The following is an 18,714-nucleotide window of genomic DNA, read 5'->3' on the forward strand; positions in this document are numbered from 1 at the left end:
AAATGCGACAGTAAACGCGAGACTTAGAGAGTTTACAAGTGCCGCTTCAACTCGTTGAAAGTAAACGCTTTTCCTGGGCGCTCTGGTCGCTTTGGAAGGTCAGAGATGTGTAAAACCGCATGCTCTAAGTCGCTTCCCGACCCTGCCGATCATTCACGCATTACTTACCGAATGTCTGAGCGACGGTTCTAAGCAGACATCCTGTTTGCATCGTGATGGTCGTTCGACGCCGACGGATCCTTCCATCGCTACCCAATTGTGAGTTGTCGCCGTCGTCCTTGCAGCGGAGACTCAGTATCGACGTCAACGCCGTCAAGTGAGTCTGCGATGCAGTGACGCTGCGGTCCAGTCCGCGAAGAGACTCGGATCTTCCATGACTAGAAGTCATGCTGGCGGAGAAAAGATCGTTTTTGATATGAAGGCTTGTCCCATAGAGTTACCCCATGTCAGGCGCGGTTCCATAGCGAATCGCTGCTGTAGGTGTCAACTCCATGGGCGGCTTGCGACTCACAGTGCCGCCTCACTTTCCAGCATCAACACAGAGGAACAATGATGGCTGCATTGCCAAAGACGCACTTTCGTCACACCGGCATCTATGCGTTCGACCCGGACTTGGTGGCCCGCTTCTACTCGCGCTGGTTCGGCTTGGTAGTGTCGGACGTCGGCATCTCGAAGGCGGGACACCAAGTCATCTTTATGACCGGTGATCCTGAAGAGCATCACCAGATCGTATTCGCCAGCGGCCGCAAGCCGGAGTGGCCTGGGGCCAACCAGTTGTCCTTTACAGTTGAGAACTTGTCGGACCTGAAGCGGCTCGCCATTGCCTTCCATGAGGCAGGCGTACCTATCCTTCAACAAAAGGACCACGGCAACACGTGGAGTGTCTATGTTGCCGACCCGGAAGGCAATCGCATTGAGGTCTACACGCCGACAGGATGGTACGTGAGTCAGCCGACTTGGTGGGAACTCGACCTTCTCAGTGAATCCGAGGAAGCAATCCGGGACCGCACGCAAGCTTCTGTACAGGCTCAACCGGGCTTCATGACGCGCGAGGAGTGGATGGGTCACATCCAGGCGCGCATCGAAGCCCAGCGCGCTGCCGCCTGAGAGACCGCACCCCGTCTTGTATCTGCTTGGCAGACCAAGAGGGCACAGGAGAAAGGACCAAATCGCGTGTCCGCCGCCGACAGATTTCGGTGGCAATGCAGCGGGGCCGACATATTTGTCGCGTTCTATGGCATGCGGTGGCCGATGCTTGCAGAGGCGTGGCGCCAGCGTGAAGCTCCGGATGGCGGCGGCTACAATCCCGCGCTTCGGCTCGTGGGGTGCGAAGGCCTGCTTGACGGCCTTGTGGCCCTGTTTACGCCGAAGAGCGGCTTCGCCTTGAACACCACGCGCGCGGGGCAGCACCATCTACATTGCGGAGTCGCGAGTTCTATGTTGGTCAACGATCACCTGGAGCGTGCACGTGCATGCTCAGCTCAAGACAGCGGGCTGCCGGCGCACACGCATGCCGTGTGACCAATTGGAGGAGAACCCATGGACCTTACAACGAACAGGATCCCGAGCATCTGGCAACGGCTGTTTACTACAACGCACCGACTGGGCTGGGTGAACGCCGCTGGCGTACATACACGTTATCTTGAAGCGGGGCCGGCGGACGCTCCCGTCGTCGTCATGCTACACGGCACGGCCGGCAGCCTGGAGAACTTCTGCGCCAATGTTGCGGCCTACGCTCGGTACTTCCGCGTCGTCGCCATTGACATGCTCGGCTGCGGCCTGACCGACAAGCCCGATCACGACTATCTGATCAGCGACTATGCCGAGCATGTTCGCGCGACGATGGACGCATTGGACATCGACCGCGCGGCGGTCGTGGGGGTGTCGTTGGGATCGTGGGTCGGCGCAGCGTTGGCGCTGGCGTACCCGGCGCGTGTGGACAAGCTCGTCATGGTGGCGCCGGCGGGCATCATCACCGATGCCGAGGAGGAGGCCCGAGTTGCCGAAGGAGTCCGCAAGCGCAGGCTGACCGCGTCCGCCGACCCCACCTGGGAAACGGTCCATGCTGCCATGAAGGGCCTCGTCATTGATCCCGCTACGCTGTCGGACGATCTGGTGGCGATTCGATTGGCGATCTATCGCGATCCCCGCATGAATGCGGCCATGCCGCACCTGCTTGCTTTTTCCCTTGGGGGCCAGGCGTTGAGCGAGGCGCAGTGGCGCTCGCTATCGCTTCCGATCCAGGTCTTCGCGGCGATCGATGCTCCAAACATGTTTCTGTCAAATGCATACGCGATTGCCCGTACCGTGCCGAACGCGGATCTCGTTGAGCTGCATGGCTGCGACCACTGGGCACAGTACGAACAGCCAGACGCATTCAACGAAGCCAGTATCAGCTTTTTGCGACGCCCCTGAAGGAGAGTTGCGATGACTATGACACGCGAAGCGACTGGCCGATTTGTGCAAGCCGGGAATGTCAGGATCCACTACCACGAAGCCGGCGAGGGGCCTGTGCTGTTGTGCATTCATGGCGGTGCGCCGGGCGCCTTCGGTTGGGGCAACTTCGGCAGGAACCTCCCGGCACTTTCCCAGCATTTCAGGACTCTCATTGTCGATTTGCCAGGCTACGGTCTGTCCGACAAGCCACAAATCGAAGGCCCACGGACCTCGTTCTATGCCCGTTCCTTCAGGGATATGTTAGATGCCCTAAATATTCGGCATGCGCATCTGCTAGGGATGGCGACTGGCGGCTCCGTGGCGCTAAAGATGGCACTGGACTATCCGGAGCACGTAGGGAAGCTTGTTGTCGTGAATTCGCCAGGCGGCCTGTCCCTGTTCCAGGTCGGCACGCCGCGGCCGGCTTCTCACAACTACTATTCAGGTGAAGGGCCCAGCATGGAGCGCATCCGTGCCAACCTTGAGCGCACCGTCTACGACAAATCTCTTATCACCGATGACATCGTACGCGAGCGCTACGAGGCCAGCATCGATCCGGCCTTCATGGCTCAAGCTCCTGAAGGTAAAGGCGGGGCTTCCGGGAACACCATCGAACCGCTTTGGCAGGACCTGCATCACATCCAGGCTGATACGTTAGTGATCTGGGGGCGCGACAACCAGACCCTCAACTACGATCATGCCCTGTTCATGCTCAGTCGCATTCCCAACTCGCGCGTGCACATCCATGGCAAGTGTGGCCTTTGGGTGCCCTTTGAGAAAGCCGATGAGTTCAACCGAAACGTCGTTAGCTTCCTGTCCGTGCAATAGGTCGCAACATCATCCACGACAGATTATGAAAACTAGCCGATTTCCAATACTCCTGCGTTCGATCCGCGCTGCCTGGGCAAAGCGGGGCGCTCCTCTCGCAGCGGCTGCACTGGCGGCATCGGTTGCGTCGCCATCTATGGCTCAATATCCCGAGACAATCAAGCTGCTGGTCGGCTACCAGGCCGGCGGCGGCGCTGACACGGTCGCCCGTGCATTGGCTTATAGCTTGCAGAGGAAGCTAAAAACGACCGTAATCGTGCTGAACAAGCCTGGCGCGGCGGGCGCGTTAGCAGCGCAGGCGTTGAAGCTGGCGCCGGCCGACGGTACTACCTTCATGCTGACCTCTGACCAGTTCCTGATCACGCCAATGACTTTGAAGGCGACTGGTTATGACGCGATGCGCGATTTCCAGCCCGTCGCCGGCCTTAGCTCGTTTGACATGTGCTTCGCTGTCAATACGAAACTGGTTGCCGCCCGAACGCTCAAGGAATATTTGGCGGAAGCCGCAAAGGACGCGCGTCTTACCACTTACGGCGTGCCGGCAATGGGTTCGCTGCCTCACTTCTACGGCTACGTGATCGGCAAGCACGGTGGACTAGATTTCCGCGCGGTACCGTATAAGGGCGGCGCACCCATGGTGATAGATCTGGCCGCTGGCTTCGTCCCTGCTGCGGTGGGTCCGTGCCGCGAAATGATGGAGCAATACAGGGCCGGCAAGGTCCGCTTGCTCGCGGCCGTGCAAAAGGTCGGTTGGGCCCCGGAGGTGCCGACGATGGCCGCCAGCGGCATCGATGTGGGCCCTTCGAACTGGCAAGCCGTGTTTGCATCGTCAAAGGTGCCGGCTGCCCAGATCGAAACGATGCAGAACGCCATCCGTGACGCCCTAGCCGAGCCTGCCGTGCGCGACCTCATCACTGCAGCCGGCTTCGTGCCTCGCTACATTCCCGCTAAGGAACTGCGCGGCTTGGCTGGGGAGGCGACCACGTTCTGGTCTAAACAAATCCGCGAGTCAAAGTACGAGCCCCAGTGACACCTTGCAGCTATAGACAGAGAAGATGATGCGACTAATTGACCAGATCGTTGACCACGCCCTCAACACGAAGTTCGAGTCATTCGATACTGAGACTGTCGAGGCCGCACGGTTGCGGCTTATCGATGCGATCGGATGCACTGTTGGTGGTGTAGAAGCCCCGGGAAACCAAGCGTTGCTGGACTTGGTACGGAGCTGGGGCGGCGCGTCGCAGGCTACAATTATTTCGCATGGCGACCGCGTGCCGTTGCAGCACGCGGCCATGATGAATTCGGTTATGTGCCGTTCGTTCGACTTCGAGGTGACCGGGCCGGAGGCCGAAGGCGTCAACGCTGGGAAGATGGTGGGCCATGTGTGTAGCACCACGGAACCAACAGCGCTGTCCGTTGCGGAATTTACGCGGGCTTCCGGCAAAGAACTGCTCGCGGCGGTGATCCTGGGCGGCGACATCGGTGCGCGTATGGCGGTCGCGGACCAGTTCGATTTCAATAAGTGCTTCGAGGTATGCGGCACCGCCAACGCCTTCGGCGCCACGGCGCTGGTCGGCCGGCTGATGGGCGCCAACCATGACCAGTTGGTCAATGCCTTCGGCATCCTGCTGCACCTCATGGCCGGTTCGTTCCAGTCGCTGTGGGATGGCGTCGACAGTTTCAAATTGCCCGGCGCCATGGCGGCCAGCAATTCCGTGATCGCCGTGGAGATGGCGATGCGGGGGTTCAAGGGTGTCAAGGATCCTCTGATGAGCCCACAGGGGTATTTTGCGCTCTACGGTAATAAGCCGTGTCCCGAGAACGCCGTTGCGGACCTGGGGCGCCTCTATTACGTCAAGGGCATGCACAAGCTGCACCCCTCCTGCTACGGCAACCACAACCCCATCGAAAGCGCTCTTGAGATAGTTCGGACGAATGTCTTTGATGTGCAGGATATCGACGAAGTCATCCTCGAAGTCCCACCGCATCGCGTTAACATGTTCCTCAATCAGCCAGTTCAACAGGGCGACGCGCAGCCTCGGCTGCTCTTCAGCATTCCATACGCCATCGCGAATGTACTGATGCGGCGCGAAGTGCGCATCGAGCATTACACCGAAGAGAACCTGCATGTGCCGGAGCTCCTGGAACTCACCCAACGGGTTCGCCTTGCGCCTAGCGATGAACTGTCGGGCAACCAGCACAGCCGTCTCGTGGTCACGCTCCGCGATGGCCGACGGCTTTCGGAAAGTCGTCTGACGATGCCGCTTGGCTGGGCCGACAATCCCGTTGAGGCCCACCTCGTGCGCCAGAAGTACTGGAGGAATATGGAGTTCGCGGGAACTGTCGGCCCCGAGCGGGCGGCTCAGGCGCTCGCGATGTTGGATAACCTGGAGAACGTCGAAGACGTCTCTCCTCTGGCTGCTAGCTTGGTTCGATAAGCGGGCCATAGTCCTGGCGCCGGTGACATGCGAGTCATCGGTGCCGCCAGTTGCTCGTAGCGAGCCCCAGTTGACCTTGACCTAATCTAGCAGGACTACCGTGATCGACACCATCCGCCGCCGCAGCGGCCAGCTCCTATCCTTTGCCTTGCTGAGCCTGCCGTTTTCGACACAGTCAGTGGCGCAGGGTTATCCAAACAAGCCCATCACAATCGTCGTGCCTTATCCGGCGGGGTCGCCGCCGGACGCACTCGCCCGGCTCCTCGCCAAAGATCTGCATGATGCGGTCAAGCAGACCGTCATCGTGGAAAACAAGCCTGGGGCCAGCGGCATGATTGGTGCCAAGGCGGTGGCTAGCGCCGCTGCGGACGGATCGACGCTGCTAATGCACACGCCCGCTTGGCCAGCGGCAAAGATCTTCATGAAGAAGCCCATTGTGCCGGTGCCGGAGGGGCTGGAGCCGGTCACCCTCGTGGCCGAGGGGCGCTTTGCGCTGACGGCGGCCGGCTCGTTGCCGGCAAAAAACTTCAACGAGATGGTGAGTTACGCCAAGGCGAATCCGGGCCGTTTGAATTTCGCCACCACAGGAGGGGGCGACTCGCTGTTGTACTTTCACCTGATGCTTAAGCAGAAGGGCATCCGTATCGAGCCAATACAGTACAAGGGCTCGGCGGAATACGCGCCAGCACTGATTAACAACGACGCGCAACTGGCCTTCACGCCAGAGTACAGCATGTTGCCGCTGGTCAAGGATGGCAAGCTCAAGGTATTGGCTGTGACCGGAGACAAGCGTTCGACTGTCTACCCTGACGTGCCGACCTTCAAGGAACTGGGCCTGCCTGGTATCCGCAACAATTGGATGGGGATCTTTGCACCCCCAGGAACGCCAGCTTCGTTGATTAGCAAGCTCAATGCGGATCTGACGGCGATTATCAAGTCACCAGAGGTGTCCAGGCGCATACAGGCGATCTACTTCGAACCCGTCGGATCAAGCGCGCAAGAGCTTCGCAAGCGCGTCGACACAGAGATCTCGGAATGGTCTGCATTGGCCCGAGACGTGGGAATCGTTGCCCAGTGACCGGCAGGTTGCCAGATATCACTATTCGTAACCCCAATCATGCTTTCTCAAGACATTATTGTGACGCTGGCGCGCCAGCTCTACGACGCGCGCAAAACGCGCACTCAGTTGCGGCAATTCTCCGCGCAGTACCCGCAGATGACAATCGACGACGGGTATGCCATTCAAAGGGAATGGGTGAGCCTTGAGGTTGCTGATGGCCGTTGCGTCAAGGGTCGAAAGATTGGACTGACCTCGCGTGCCATGCAGTTGTCCAGCCAGATCAGCGAACCAGATTTTGCTCCGCTGATGGACGATATGTTCTTCGAGCAGGGCAGCGAACTGCCGACCGAGCGGTTCATTGCGCCCCGCGTAGAGGTGGAGTTGGCCTTCGTCTTGGGGCGGCCATTGAAAGGCCCGGGCGTCACCCTGTTCGACGTGCTGTCGGCCACCGATTACGTTACGCCGGCGGTCGAGATCATCGATTCCCGCATCGAGCAGTTCGACCGCGAAACCAAGGCGCCGCGCAAGGTGTTTGACACGATCAGCGACTTTGCCGCCAACGCCGGCATTGTGCTGGGCGGCCGGCCAGTGCGACCAGACGCCGTGGATCTGCGCTGGGTTGGCGCGATGCTGTTCAAGAACGGCGTTGTCGAAGAGACGGGGCTGGGCGCTGGTGTCCTCAACCATCCAGCTACAGGCGTGGCATGGCTCGCCAAGAAGATCGCGGCGCACGGTGAAGGATTGGAAGCAGGCCAGGTCATTCTCGCAGGTTCATTTACGCGGCCCACACCGGCGGCTGCCGGCGACAGCTTTCACGTTGACTATGGCCAGTTGGGCACAGTGTCCTTCCGTTTCGCCTGAGGTGTGCGATGAAGATGCCAATTAACCTCTTCAAGCAAGCGCTTCGCGAGGGTCGTCCTCAGATTGGTCTCTGGGTAGGCCTGGCCGACGCCAATGCAGCCGAGGCCGTCGCCGCCACAGGCTACGACTGGCTCCTGTTCGATGCCGAGCATGCGCCCAACGACCCGCGTAGCGTGCTTCAGCAACTCAGAGCGGTCGCCCCCTATCCGGTGCATCCGGTCGTGCGGCCGGTCGAGGGCGATACAGCTTTGGTCAAGCAGTACCTTGACGTCGGCGCACAGACGCTGCTCGTGCCCATGATTGACACGCCGGAAGAGGCGTCTCTGATGGCGCGCGCAATGCGTTATCCGCCGCAAGGCATCCGGGGGGTGGGGGCCTCATTGGCGCGCGCGGCGCGCTGGGGGAACGTGGAGGGCTATCTTGACCAAGCCAACGACCAGATGTGCCTGCTCGTCCAGGCAGAGACCCCAAAGGCGCTGCTGAATCTCGCAGCCATCGCGGAAACGGACGGCGTCGATGGCGTTTTCTTCGGCCCGGCGGACCTGTCTGCTGCGATGGGCTTGCGTGGCCAACCCGGCCATCCGGAAGTGCAACGTGCGATTAAAGAAGGCATTGCGACAGTGCGCGCCGCCGGCAAGGCGGCTGGCATTCTTGCGACAGACGCCACACTGGCACGTTCCTATCTCGACGCAGGAGCGCTGTTTGTGGCGGTAGGGGTGGACACGGTGCTCCTGGTGCGCGCAGCGGTCGAACTCGCACGCAGCTTCAAGCTCGGCGCCTGACCGTCAGCACGGTCGGCCCCCAGTCTTCCGTTGCTATCTCTTCGCGCAGGTCGCATCCCGGCGCAGCTTCGCGGCTGCGGCGTGCGCCCCCAATCTCCCATTTCCTACTAAGCACGACACTCAATAATGCCCACACTGACACTGCAGGACCCTGGCTTGCTCAAATGCCAATGCCTCATCAACGGAGAGTGGCAGGCCGCCGAAAGCGGTGAGACGGAGGCCATACATAATCCGGCCAGCGGCGACATCGTGGGCCATGTTCCGGTAGCCGGAGCATTGGAAACCGAGCGAGCCATTGCTGCGGCGGAACATGCGTTCGCGCGCTGGCGCTTGCGTACCGCCGATGACCGCGCCCGCATCTTGCGACGCTGGTACGAGATGATGATCGCCCACCAGGAAGATCTGGCGCAACTCATGACGGCGGAACAGGGAAAGCCGCTGGCCGAAGCCCGTGCCGAAATCGCTTCTGCTGCCTCGTATGCCGAATGGTTTGCAGAGGAAGCGCGCCGCGCCTACGGCGAGACAATTCCGTCTCCCTGGGCCGACAAGAGGATAGTCGTAACGCGCGAGCCGGTGGGCGTGTGCGCCGCCATCACACCGTGGAACTTCCCGGTCGCAATGATCGCCCGCAAGGTAGCGCCAGCATTGGCTGCCGGGTGCACCATTATTGTTAAGCCTGCGGCCCAAACGCCGTTGAGTGCACTGGCGATAGCGGAGCTTGCGCTCCGCGCCGGCGTGCCGCCTGGTGTGTTCAACGTCGTGACCGGCAGGGCGCATGAGATTGGCAAAGCACTGACTGACAGCCCGGTGGTACGCAAACTTAGCTTCACGGGGTCCACGGAAGTTGGCCGAGTACTTGCTGCGCAGTGTGCTCCGACGATCAAGAAGATGTCGCTGGAACTGGGTGGCAATGCTCCCTTTATTGTTTTCGATGATGCGGACCTGGACGCCGCAGTCGAGGGGGCCATCACTGCCAAGTATCGCAATACCGGCCAGACCTGTGTATGTGCTAACAGACTGCTGGTTCAGGACGGCGTGTACGACGAATTCGCGCGGCGCCTGGCCGAGGAGGTCGCACAGCTCAAGGTTGGCAACGGCATGGACGCCGGCGTGGCTCAAGGGCCGTTGATCGATGAACGCGCTCTATGCAAGGTAGAGGATCTCGTTGGGGACGCTCTGCAGCGGGGCGCCAAACTCCTCGCCGGGGGCCGGCGGCATGCACTGGGTGGCACCTTCTACGAGCCAACTGTTCTCGCCGACGTCACGCCCGATATGCGTGTGGCCGTTGAAGAGGTGTTTGGACCCGTCGCCCCGATGCTGCGCTTTCACACTGAGGCCGAGGCGGTGGCGATGGCCAACAATACTCACTTCGGCCTTGCCGCGTACTTCTACTCCCGGGACGTAGGCCGGGTATTGCGCGTATCTTCGGCGCTGGAAACCGGTATGGTGGGCATCAACACCGGCCTGATCTCAACTGCGGTGGCCCCTTTTGGCGGCGTCAAGCAGTCAGGGCATGGGCGTGAAGGCTCGCACCATGGCATGGAGGACTATCTGGAAATGAAGTACTTGTGCATGGGCGGGATTGGCCGCTGATAGCACGGCATTGCAGCCCTACCCACAGGCGTAGGGCGGGCCTTTATTTCTCTTGCGATGGCACAGCGGGCGTCGCGCTTAAGCCTTCTCCCCATGCTTCGGGGCCGCCTTGGTCCTGGCAATCAGCCATTTCTTGAATGCATGGACGCGTTCGTCAAGGTCTGCGCCCTTCGGATGCGTTACGTAGTAGGCGTGGTCGGGCTCCACCGTCTGAGGTAGGGCGCGAACGAGGCGCCCCGCCTCCAGTTCTGCCTCCACAAGAAACAGCGGCACCAACGCGAAGCCTATGCCAGAAAGGGCCGCTTCCCTGAGCATCAGCAATTGTGGGAAGCGTGGTGATTGCGCCATGTCGGGCACGGGCAGATCAAGCTTCTCAAAGTACTCCTTCCAGTAGTCGCGCTTGCCGCCGGTGTAGGCAAGCAAGGGACGACCTACGAGATCGTCGGGCCGGCGCAGGCGGGTGAGTTGTTGGAGTTGCGGCGAGCATACGACGCCCAGTGTCGTGCTGACCGGCAGCCGCGTCGCGACGCAACCCGGCCACGGCGGCGTGCCGTAACGGATGGCCAGCGCGGCAGCTTCGCCAGCCGAATCCGGATCACTGCCCAAAAGATTGACAAGGATGTCGGGATGCCGGCTGCGGAATTCAGGCAGCTTGGGTACCAGCCACAGCGTCGCAAAGCCCTCATTCACGACGATAGACAGGACATCCTCTTCAGTGGATTTGCGCACCAGCGTCCCCGCGGCCTCGATCTGCCGCAGCCCCTGGCTGACTTTTTCGTAATAGACCTTGCCGGCTGGCGTCAGTGAGATCCACCTGCCATTGCGGCTAAATAGCTGCACGCCAAGATCGCTCTCCAGTGCCTGGACCATCCTGCTGACGGCTCCCTGAGTGACATGGAGCTCACGAGCAGCCACGGTGAAGCTAAGCCAGCGCGCGGCCACAGCAAAGTAGCGCACGGCGGTGAGGGAGGGAAGCCGGTTCATTGTCTCGGGGGCGCCGCGGCAGGTGCATGGCCTGGCGGTGTTCTTGCATGAGTACAAGTCATTGTAGCGGAGAAGAGATCGTTTTGGTTGGGCAAGGCCAACTCATAGACTTTCCTCATTCTTTCACTCGATCACGCAGGACCTCTCCATGGGAACGTTTGACATTTTCGCTACCGCATCCATCGCCAGCCGTAAGTCCACGAACCCTCTTCCTCTTGACGTGGATGGGACCGCGTACCGTGAGCGCGCGCTCGCGGCCGGCGCAGAGTTCGTCGCCAACGTCGAGAAAGTCGTTCCGCTCATCAACGCGCACCGCGCAGAGTCCGAGCGCATTGGCCGGGTTGCTAATGCCTCCGTTGCCGCTATGAAGGAGGTCGGCGTTTTCCGAGCCCTCACGCCACTGCAGTTCGGCGGGCTTGAGCTACCGCCGGCCGCGTTCTTTGACGGCATCATGAGAATTGGCGCTGCGGACCCCTCAGCAGCATGGATTGGCGGCCAACTCACCGTGCACTCGTTCGAGGTCGCGCTGATGGATGAGCGCATGCAGAAGGAATTCTGGGCAAACGGCCCAGACACCGTGGCATCGAGCTCCTACGCGCCCATAGGCAAGGCCCGTGTCGTAGAGGGCGGCTATATCCTCGACGGTACCTGGACCTTTTCCAGTGGCGTGGACCACGCTGAGTGGGTCGTGCTTGGAGGCGGTGATCGCAACTACGTGGTCCCTTTGAGCGATGTCACCATCGATCACGAAAGCTGGGATGTATCCGGCCTGCGAGGTACGGGCAGCAAAGCCGTCACGCTACGCGAGGTCTTTGTTCCTGAATACCGAGTACACAAGCTCGCTGACACCCTCAACGATGCGGATGCAGGGCTGGTCATCAACAACCGGCCACTGTTCCGCTTGTCCTTTTCGGCCATGTTCAACTCGACGATGTCCAATGCGGCTATCGGCATGACCATGGGCGGCCTGCAGGAGTTCATTGAGCAGACGCGTGTGCGACTGGGACGTCAAGGCACCGGCACGGCGTCGTCGGCCAACCCTTTCATGCAGGTGCGCCTGGCGCAGGCACTTACGAAGGTCAAGGGGGTGCGCCAACGGCACCTTGAGAACTGGCGGATGCTGTTCGACCTGGCATGCCGCGAAGAGGAGCCAACGCAGATGGAGAAGCTCCGGGTCCGCTACGAGGCTTCCGATGCCGCAGGTACATGCTTTGAAGCATTCGCGGACATCTGGCCCCATGCCGGCGCCGCGGCGATCAAGGAGGGGAATCCCATGCAGAACGCCTTCCGCGACCTGATGGCAATGCGCAACCACGGTTCGGCCGGGCGTGAGGCTGCGGCCTGCCAATACATCGGATCCATGTTTGATCAGCCTGGGCCGTCGCAGTCCAAGGTCGATATGGCGATGGTCTCCTACTACAAGTAAGCGTCATCGTTCGTAGCAAGGATACTCCCATGAGCCTTACAGCCCTTACCTCCAACGACGCGCGCCTCATTGAGCAGGGGTACCCGGACACTGATAGTCGCGCATTCAGGCGCTGCCTGGGCCAGTACCCGACGGGCGTAGCGGTCATCACGGCACGCCACAACGGCAAGCTATTGGGTATGGCGGTGAACTCGTTTGCTGCCGTGTCCCTCGACCCGCCTCTGGTGTTGTGGTCCATTCGCCGAGAGTCCGCTAGGGCGGCGGACTTCTGCGAAGCGGAGCACCTCGCCGTCAACGTACTGTCAGCCAATCAGGTTCAGGTCTCCCAGTGGTTTGGCTCTGCCCATCCTGATCGCTTCCAGATGGCTGCGTGGGAACCGGATGCACATGGCGCGCCACTACTGGACGGGGCTATTGCCCATCTAGAGTGCCGTCGGCACGCTGTGCTTGATGGGGGCGACCATTTTATCCTGTTGATGCGTGTGGAGCGCCATGCGAGCTACCAAGGTGAGCCGCTGTTGTTCGCGCAAGGACAGTATGCAGTTACGCAAAGTCATCCTTACGTATTGGCCAGCCGCGAAGCCACCGCAACCGCTCCCGCCAGCGATGTGGCCGTTGTCCCCTTGCTGCGCCTGCTCAGTATCGCCAATCAGCGCATGTCGGCACAGTTCCAGCAGCATCGTGAGGCCCTCGGCCTTAACACATCGTCGACGCGCGTCCTGAATAAGCTGGGCGTGGGCGCGTGTTCGGTGGAGGAGTTGGAGCGGTTGACGTATCTCGGGCACGAAGCGGTCGAGGATACGCTCGCCGATCTCCAGGCACACAGTTATATCGCCAAGGATGCAGCGGGCCGATTTGAATTGACTCGCTCGGGGCGTGACACAAATGCGGCCATCGCTGCTCGGTCGGCGGCATTCGCTGCGGGGAAACTCCAAGGCCTATCCGAATCCGACGTTGCGGCGGCCAAGCGTGTGCTGCTGGCCTTGCAAGACCGTTAAAGTGTGCCGTCGGGGAGTCGACATGGAAATCTTCTGCGGGCTACCGTCCAGCGCAAAGCGCCTCGACTGCGCCTTGAGCATCGGCAACTTTGACGGCGTACACCGAGGGCATCAGGCGTTGCTCGCACGGCTGGTGCGCGAGGCGCACCGCCGCGGCCTGCCGTCAACCGTGATGACGTTCGATCCCCACCCCCGCACCTGGTTCGCGCTGCGCCGGGGGCATCCCGAACACGCACCTGCCCGTATCGGCACGCTTCGCGACAAGGCAACAGAGTTAGGGCGTTGGGGTGTGGACCGTCTCGTGGTTATGCGTTTCGACGAATCGTTTGCCCGGCTGCCCGCGCAGTCCTTTATCGACGACGTGCTATGCAACGCCATGAAGGCGCGTTACATGCTACTGGGCGATGATTTTCGCTTCGGCGCCGGACGCGAAGGCGATACCACCATGCTGCAGCAGGCGGGGAAATTGCGGGGATTTGACGTTGCCAGTATGGCGAGCCACGAAGTGTCGGGACTGCGCGTGTCCAGCACCAGCATTCGTGACGAACTGGAGCGCGGAAATCTGGCGAACACATGCACCCTGCTCGGACGGCCCTATGAGATCACTGCGAGGATCGTGCGTGGAAGCGGACATGGAAGCAATCTTGGCTTTCCGTCGATCAACCTGCGCATCGGCCCAAGCGCGCCAGCCGCACGCGGCACATTTGTCGTGCGGGTCAAAGGGGCCAGCAGCACGATGCACGCCGGCATGGGATGCATTGGGATGCAGCAGGCTGCTGACGGACGCCCGCAGCCTATGTTGCGGGTGCATGTTTGGGACGGTCTGAATGGATCTGACCATCGAGACTCCTTGGGTCTACATGTGCGCGTCGAGTTTCTGCACAAGCTCCACGATGGGCAGTCGTTTAGCGACGGCATGGCCCGCGATGTCCTCGCGGCCCGCAACTGGTGGAAATGTAATCACCAGTTGCTGGAGCGGGCCAAGGGCGCGCCGGCCGATACGAGGGTACTGCGCCAACCCGGAAAACAGCAAATGAACTCTTCCCATCTGCAAGCTGGCCTTCTAAAGACCACCGCCAGCCTGCATCGAGATAGCGGCGGTACTCATTACCCATAGCGCCGCCCACAGTTTTGCCTTCTATCGTCGAATACAGCGTTAGAAAGGCCGCAAGCCAGTCCCAAAGCTGGATCGCAATTCACCTCGCAAACGGCAAGGTGAAAGCGTAGCAATTCCCTAGAAAAACCCAGGAGGAGAATGTGTTGAGAAGAAGCCTGATCGCCTTGGCATGCGCCATGGCAACCGGTAGTGCATTAGCCCAGACGTCTGTTACGCTGTATGGGGTCGCTGATGCCTATATAGAATACACAAACCACAATCTCGGAACAGGCCCAGACGGCCATTCCAAGGTGGCATTGAACTCCGGCGGGATGTCGCCAAGCCGTTGGGGCCTTCGTGGCGCCGAAGACCTCGGCAGCGGCAAACGAGCCATCTTCGCACTCGAGAGCGGCTTTGGCCTGGACAACGGCGTATCGCTGCAGGGTGGCAGACTTTTCGGGCGGCAGGCTTGGGTCGGTCTCGCTGCCGAGAATCAACAGATTACATTGGGCAGGCAGTATACCTCCCTGTTCCTGGCGCTCGCCAACTACGTTCCCGCAGCCTACGCGACCCTATACGAACCTGTTCTGGCCATTACGGGCCTGTCGTCTCGTGGCGACAACATGATCAAGTATCGCGGTGTTTTCGGCGGCTTGACAACGGAACTGCATTGGAGCTTCGGCGAACAGCCGGGCACGATGAATGGCGGTGCCGGTTATGGTGCAGGCTTGGACTATCAGGCCGGTAAATTTGGCATTTCCACGTCCTATGACAACATCAACACTGCTCGTAGCGCGACGGCCAGCTACACGCGCACGCAGAAAGCTGCTGTTGGTCTCCGCTACCAGATCACCTCCCAGTTATTGGCTCAGGCGGTGTATCGCTACAACAAGAACGACACGCCCACTGTCAACACTGCTGCGCGCGATGACCTTTGGATCATCGGCGTCAACTACTCGCCGATTCAGCCTGTGACGCTGACAGCCGCGTTCTACTACGACAATGTCAAGTCGCAATACACGGCGGCTGGCAATTTCAATCCCACCAACCCCTGGCAGGTGACACTCATCGCCGACTATGCACTATCGAAACGCACCGACGTCTACGTGGCCACTGCGTTCACCAAGAACGCCGCGTTGAACTTCGAGAACCTCAATGGTGCAGCAGCCGCGTATCAACTAGCGCCAAATGAGAAGAATCAGTTCGGTGCCGGCATCGGCATGCGACACAAGTTCTAGCGAGGACTTGCACGCGCATGCCTGAACGTCGCAACTCCGATTTGAAATGGAGCGCGCCCCTTTCTGTACGAGGCGAACGCGACGAGCCCGGCACGCGCGTGCTTCCTGAGATGATCGCCGGCAGTGGGAGGGACGAGGATGCGTAGTGCCGTGAACCGAGTTGCTTTCTACCGCGCAGTGTTACTGCAGCTACAGCTATCGCATTTTTGCCATGACTCGTAGTGACGATAAGCCCCACGCGCTGGGGCCTTTCCGCAGCGTAGCATTCAGATTGTTGTGGACGACGGGCCTCGTTGCGAACGTGTGCACGTGGATGAGTGATGTGTCGGCTGCATGGATGATGAGCTCGCTCACCACGGCACCGCTGTGGGTTTCGCTGGTCCAGACGGCATCGACCTTTCCGGTCTTGCTGCTCGGGCTTCCCAGTGGAGCCTTGGCAGATAGCTTGGACCGCAAGACTTATCTTCTGTTTACACAAATCTGGGGTGCGGGAACGGCATCCCTTCTGAGCGCCGCGGCTTACTTGGGGTGGATGACGCCGCCCGTGCTGCTGGCCTTGGTGTTCGCCAACGGCATTGGACTCGCGATGCGCATGCCTGTATTGGCAGCCGCGTTGCCCGAAGTGGTACCTCGCGCCCAACTACCAGCAGCGATGGCGCTTAGCGCGGTATCCGTAAATGCCTCGAGAATCCTCGGCCCTGTCCTGGCGGGGCTTCTGATTAGCAGCGCTGGAAGCGCGACTGTGTTTTTGCTTAACGCGATTCTGTCTATCATCGCGGCATGGTTGGCTAGTCGCTGGAGGCGGCAGGCCGCAAAGAATCACCACGGGCGCGAGCGAATGCTCAACGCCATGCGGTCGGGGTTGCAGTACGTTGCACAGTCCTCGCAGCTCAAGGGAATACTGTGGCGGCTTGGAATCTTCTTCCATTGCGCGACCGCATTGATGTGCATGTTGCCACTGGTCGCGCGCCAACTCAAAGACGGGGGCGCTGGTGCTTACACTCTGTTGATCGCGTCCATGGGCGCGGGAGCGATTGCCTCTGCCCAATGGCTGCCGCGGCTGCGAGAACGCTACTCGCGCGACTCGCTGGTATTGCGTGGCGCTGCCGTCCAGGCTGCCGCGATGATGGCGATGGCCGTGACGGAACGGGTGTGGCTAGCCATGCCGGCAATGTTTATCGCTGGAGCGGCCTGGATTACTGTCGGCAATACATTAACGTTGGCCTCTCACCAATGCTTGCCTGACTGGGTCAGAGCACGAGGTCTGTCCATCAGCCAGATGACCGTCATGGGCGCAAGTGCCATGGGTGCGGCGGTATGGGGACAGGTTGCAGCGTGGACCAGCATACCGCTGAGCCTAGCGAGTGCAGCCGCCCTTGCCTTCATTGCCATTGCATTGGCGAGCCGGATATGGCCAGACGTCGACACCGCCGAGGATCTTACGCCGAAGCGCGTATCACCGATGCCAGAGCTCGAAAAGCCACCAATCATCGGGCACGTAATGGTGACAATCGAATACCGAATTGATGTCTCACGCACCTCTGAGTTTCGTGCGCTCATGCTGAGCGAGGGGCGCTCGAGCCGCCTTCGTCACGGTGCGATTTCGTGGGAGCTGCTGCATGACTTGCATGAGCCCGGGCGCTTTGTCGAGATGATTGTGGATCCGTCCTGGAACGACCACCTACGGCGATTGGATCGCATCACCAACAGTGATGCGGCGCTGCGCGATCGCAGGCGATCCTTCCATATCGCAGAAGAAGAGCCCCGCATCAGGCACAGCCTCATGGAGTCCACCGTCAAGGGCAACCGCTCGCGAATGTGACGGTTTGGACAGCCGATTATCTTAGCCCGAAGTGAGCCAGACGCCTGCCATGCCGCTTACCGCCGCCTACTGGAGAGACGAGTTCTCGCATCTCCTTGAGGAGGTCCGGGCGTGTCGCCGCCGCATTGAGCAGAATGCCAACGCGGCCTCTGGCCGAGAGCCGGAACAAGCTGCTCACCGGCGCTTCATCCGATGTTTGCTGGAAGAACAACTCCGCTCAGAGGCGGTGCGCGAACGTATAGTGGGGTACGCTTCCGCGGCGGAACTTGGGGTGTGGATTGAACCGCCGCCCGGAGTTCTGCAGCTTCTCACTGGAGCGGATTGTTTTGCTTTGCGAGTCCTCTTTTGGGCAGCTCATCGAAGAATGTCCCTCTGGTCGCGTATCGCGACGAGGTACTCCTAATTGTGACCCAGTTGTAAGCAGCCATGCCGACGTGAGGGCATGGATTCGCGCTTGCTTAGCTGGAAGTTGCGGCAGGCGTGGGTCAGATGCGGTCCGGGACGGCGATTCTAGCGGAGGCCGGGACGCCAACGGCCGTGTGGGTCCAGGAGCGGACGTCGAGGCATTCAAAGCTCCCTATCTGCGCTGGCCGGCATCGACTGTTGCGTGGCACTGGGTGAACGGCCTCAAATCGGGCCGCTACGGTCGTTCGCGGTCGGATGTCGAAAGGCAGAAACTGGCCGACTTCGGCCTTCATCCCTTCCTGGCGAACCATTCACCCAGCTTGTTCAGCGTAGCCTTCACGGCCAACGCCTTCGGACCTCCCTCTATATCCATTTGTCCTTGGCCGTCACCTGCGCTGAGACTTCGATTGTTGGCAACGCGATCTGTGACGGTGGCAACAAATACATACCTTCCCGCGGGGTCTTCGTGATTGAAATCTACGGTCACGACGGAATCCCCGAGCTCCGTGATTCCGGGCTTCGGTGCCGCTCGACGAGAGACCGGGGTCGTACCAAAGTCGTTGCTCAAACCGTTGGGTGAGATCAGGCGGTATTTCACGTCCACATTACATCGCCCGTCTTTACCAGGCTTACATCCAGCGAACACGAGCATGGTGCTCACCGACTCCCCCGTTGTACGGTCTTCGTGGTGGGGAGGATCGGCGTGCCGCGTTCCACGAGTCCCGAAACGTCTTGGCATCGCCTGTC

17 protein-coding genes are annotated in these 18,714 nt (G+C 60.5%); 15 read left to right on the forward strand and 2 right to left on the reverse strand.

Annotated features, from left to right (window positions below; all coding sequences use genetic code 11):
* The first annotated feature begins 549 nt into the window (after positions 1–549).
* The 10 genes from DN412_RS34800 to DN412_RS34845 all read left to right on the forward strand — a co-directional run bounded on the left by DN412_RS34800 (position 550) and on the right by DN412_RS34845 (position 9,998).
* Positions 550–1,107: a VOC family protein gene (locus tag DN412_RS34800; protein ID WP_115215723.1), complete on the forward strand. Its 558-nt coding sequence runs from the start codon at positions 550–552 to the stop codon at positions 1,105–1,107.
* Positions 1,108–1,173: 66 nt separating this feature from the next.
* Positions 1,174–1,521, forward strand: coding sequence for a hypothetical protein (locus tag DN412_RS34805; RefSeq protein ID WP_115215724.1), 348 nt, complete (start codon positions 1,174–1,176; stop codon positions 1,519–1,521).
* A gap of 18 nt (positions 1,522–1,539) precedes the next feature.
* Positions 1,540–2,415 (forward strand): alpha/beta fold hydrolase, encoded by an 876-nt coding sequence (locus DN412_RS34810; RefSeq protein ID WP_115215725.1) that lies wholly within the window; start codon positions 1,540–1,542, stop codon positions 2,413–2,415.
* A 12-nt stretch (positions 2,416–2,427) separates the two neighbouring features.
* A complete protein-coding gene (locus tag DN412_RS34815) occupies positions 2,428–3,264 on the forward strand; it encodes an alpha/beta fold hydrolase (RefSeq protein WP_115215726.1) in 837 nt (278 codons plus the stop codon).
* 136 nt (positions 3,265–3,400) lie between these two features.
* A complete protein-coding gene (locus tag DN412_RS34820; protein ID WP_161564091.1) occupies positions 3,401–4,294 on the forward strand; it encodes a tripartite tricarboxylate transporter substrate-binding protein in 894 nt (297 codons plus the stop codon).
* Positions 4,295–4,319: 25 nt separating this feature from the next.
* Positions 4,320–5,702: an MmgE/PrpD family protein gene (locus DN412_RS34825; RefSeq protein ID WP_115215728.1), complete on the forward strand. Its 1,383-nt coding sequence runs from the start codon at positions 4,320–4,322 to the stop codon at positions 5,700–5,702.
* Between the two features lie 100 nt (positions 5,703–5,802).
* Positions 5,803–6,780 carry a Bug family tripartite tricarboxylate transporter substrate binding protein gene (locus tag DN412_RS34830; RefSeq protein WP_115215729.1) on the forward strand — a complete coding sequence of 326 codons (978 nt, stop codon included), beginning with the start codon at positions 5,803–5,805 and terminating at the stop codon, positions 6,778–6,780.
* Positions 6,781–6,819: 39 nt separating this feature from the next.
* Complete coding sequence (hpaH, locus tag DN412_RS34835; protein ID WP_115215730.1) at positions 6,820–7,623, forward strand: 2-oxo-hept-4-ene-1,7-dioate hydratase; 804 nt, start codon at positions 6,820–6,822, stop codon at positions 7,621–7,623.
* An 8-nt stretch (positions 7,624–7,631) separates the two neighbouring features.
* Positions 7,632–8,405 carry a 4-hydroxy-2-oxoheptanedioate aldolase gene (gene hpaI / locus DN412_RS34840; RefSeq protein ID WP_115215731.1) on the forward strand — a complete coding sequence of 258 codons (774 nt, stop codon included), beginning with the start codon at positions 7,632–7,634 and terminating at the stop codon, positions 8,403–8,405.
* A 126-nt stretch (positions 8,406–8,531) separates the two neighbouring features.
* The gene (locus DN412_RS34845; RefSeq protein WP_115215732.1) at positions 8,532–9,998 is read left to right on the forward strand and encodes an NAD-dependent succinate-semialdehyde dehydrogenase; all 1,467 of its coding nucleotides are present in this window, start codon (positions 8,532–8,534) and stop codon (positions 9,996–9,998) included.
* A gap of 78 nt (positions 9,999–10,076) precedes the next feature.
* Here DN412_RS34845 and DN412_RS34850 read toward each other — a convergent pair whose 3' ends face one another.
* Positions 10,077–10,982: a LysR substrate-binding domain-containing protein gene (locus DN412_RS34850; protein ID WP_115215733.1), complete on the reverse strand. Its 906-nt coding sequence runs from the start codon at positions 10,980–10,982 to the stop codon at positions 10,077–10,079.
* A 148-nt stretch (positions 10,983–11,130) separates the two neighbouring features.
* Between DN412_RS34850 and DN412_RS34855 the strand changes: the two genes are divergently transcribed.
* From DN412_RS34855 to DN412_RS34875, 5 genes are all read left to right on the forward strand, one after another.
* Positions 11,131–12,408 (forward strand): acyl-CoA dehydrogenase family protein, encoded by a 1,278-nt coding sequence (locus DN412_RS34855; RefSeq protein ID WP_115215734.1) that lies wholly within the window; start codon positions 11,131–11,133, stop codon positions 12,406–12,408.
* Between the two features lie 29 nt (positions 12,409–12,437).
* Complete coding sequence (locus DN412_RS34860; protein ID WP_115215735.1) at positions 12,438–13,406, forward strand: flavin reductase family protein; 969 nt, start codon at positions 12,438–12,440, stop codon at positions 13,404–13,406.
* Positions 13,407–13,428: 22 nt separating this feature from the next.
* Positions 13,429–14,523, forward strand: a complete 1,095-nt coding sequence (locus tag DN412_RS34865) for a bifunctional riboflavin kinase/FAD synthetase (RefSeq protein ID WP_115215736.1) — start codon at positions 13,429–13,431, stop codon at positions 14,521–14,523.
* A 140-nt stretch (positions 14,524–14,663) separates the two neighbouring features.
* Complete coding sequence (locus tag DN412_RS34870) at positions 14,664–15,740, forward strand: porin (RefSeq protein WP_244222927.1); 1,077 nt, start codon at positions 14,664–14,666, stop codon at positions 15,738–15,740.
* Between the two features lie 211 nt (positions 15,741–15,951).
* Positions 15,952–17,562, forward strand: a complete 1,611-nt coding sequence (locus DN412_RS34875) for an MFS transporter (protein WP_115215737.1) — start codon at positions 15,952–15,954, stop codon at positions 17,560–17,562.
* A gap of 694 nt (positions 17,563–18,256) precedes the next feature.
* Here DN412_RS34875 and DN412_RS43165 read toward each other — a convergent pair.
* Positions 18,257–18,619 carry a hypothetical protein gene (locus DN412_RS43165; protein ID WP_133303122.1) on the reverse strand — a complete coding sequence of 121 codons (363 nt, stop codon included), beginning with the start codon at positions 18,617–18,619 and terminating at the stop codon, positions 18,257–18,259.
* Between the last annotated feature and the right edge of the window lie 95 nt (positions 18,620–18,714).

Source organism: Cupriavidus lacunae, assembly GCF_003353055.1.
GTDB classification, from domain to species: Bacteria; Pseudomonadota; Gammaproteobacteria; order Burkholderiales; family Burkholderiaceae; genus Cupriavidus; species Cupriavidus lacunae.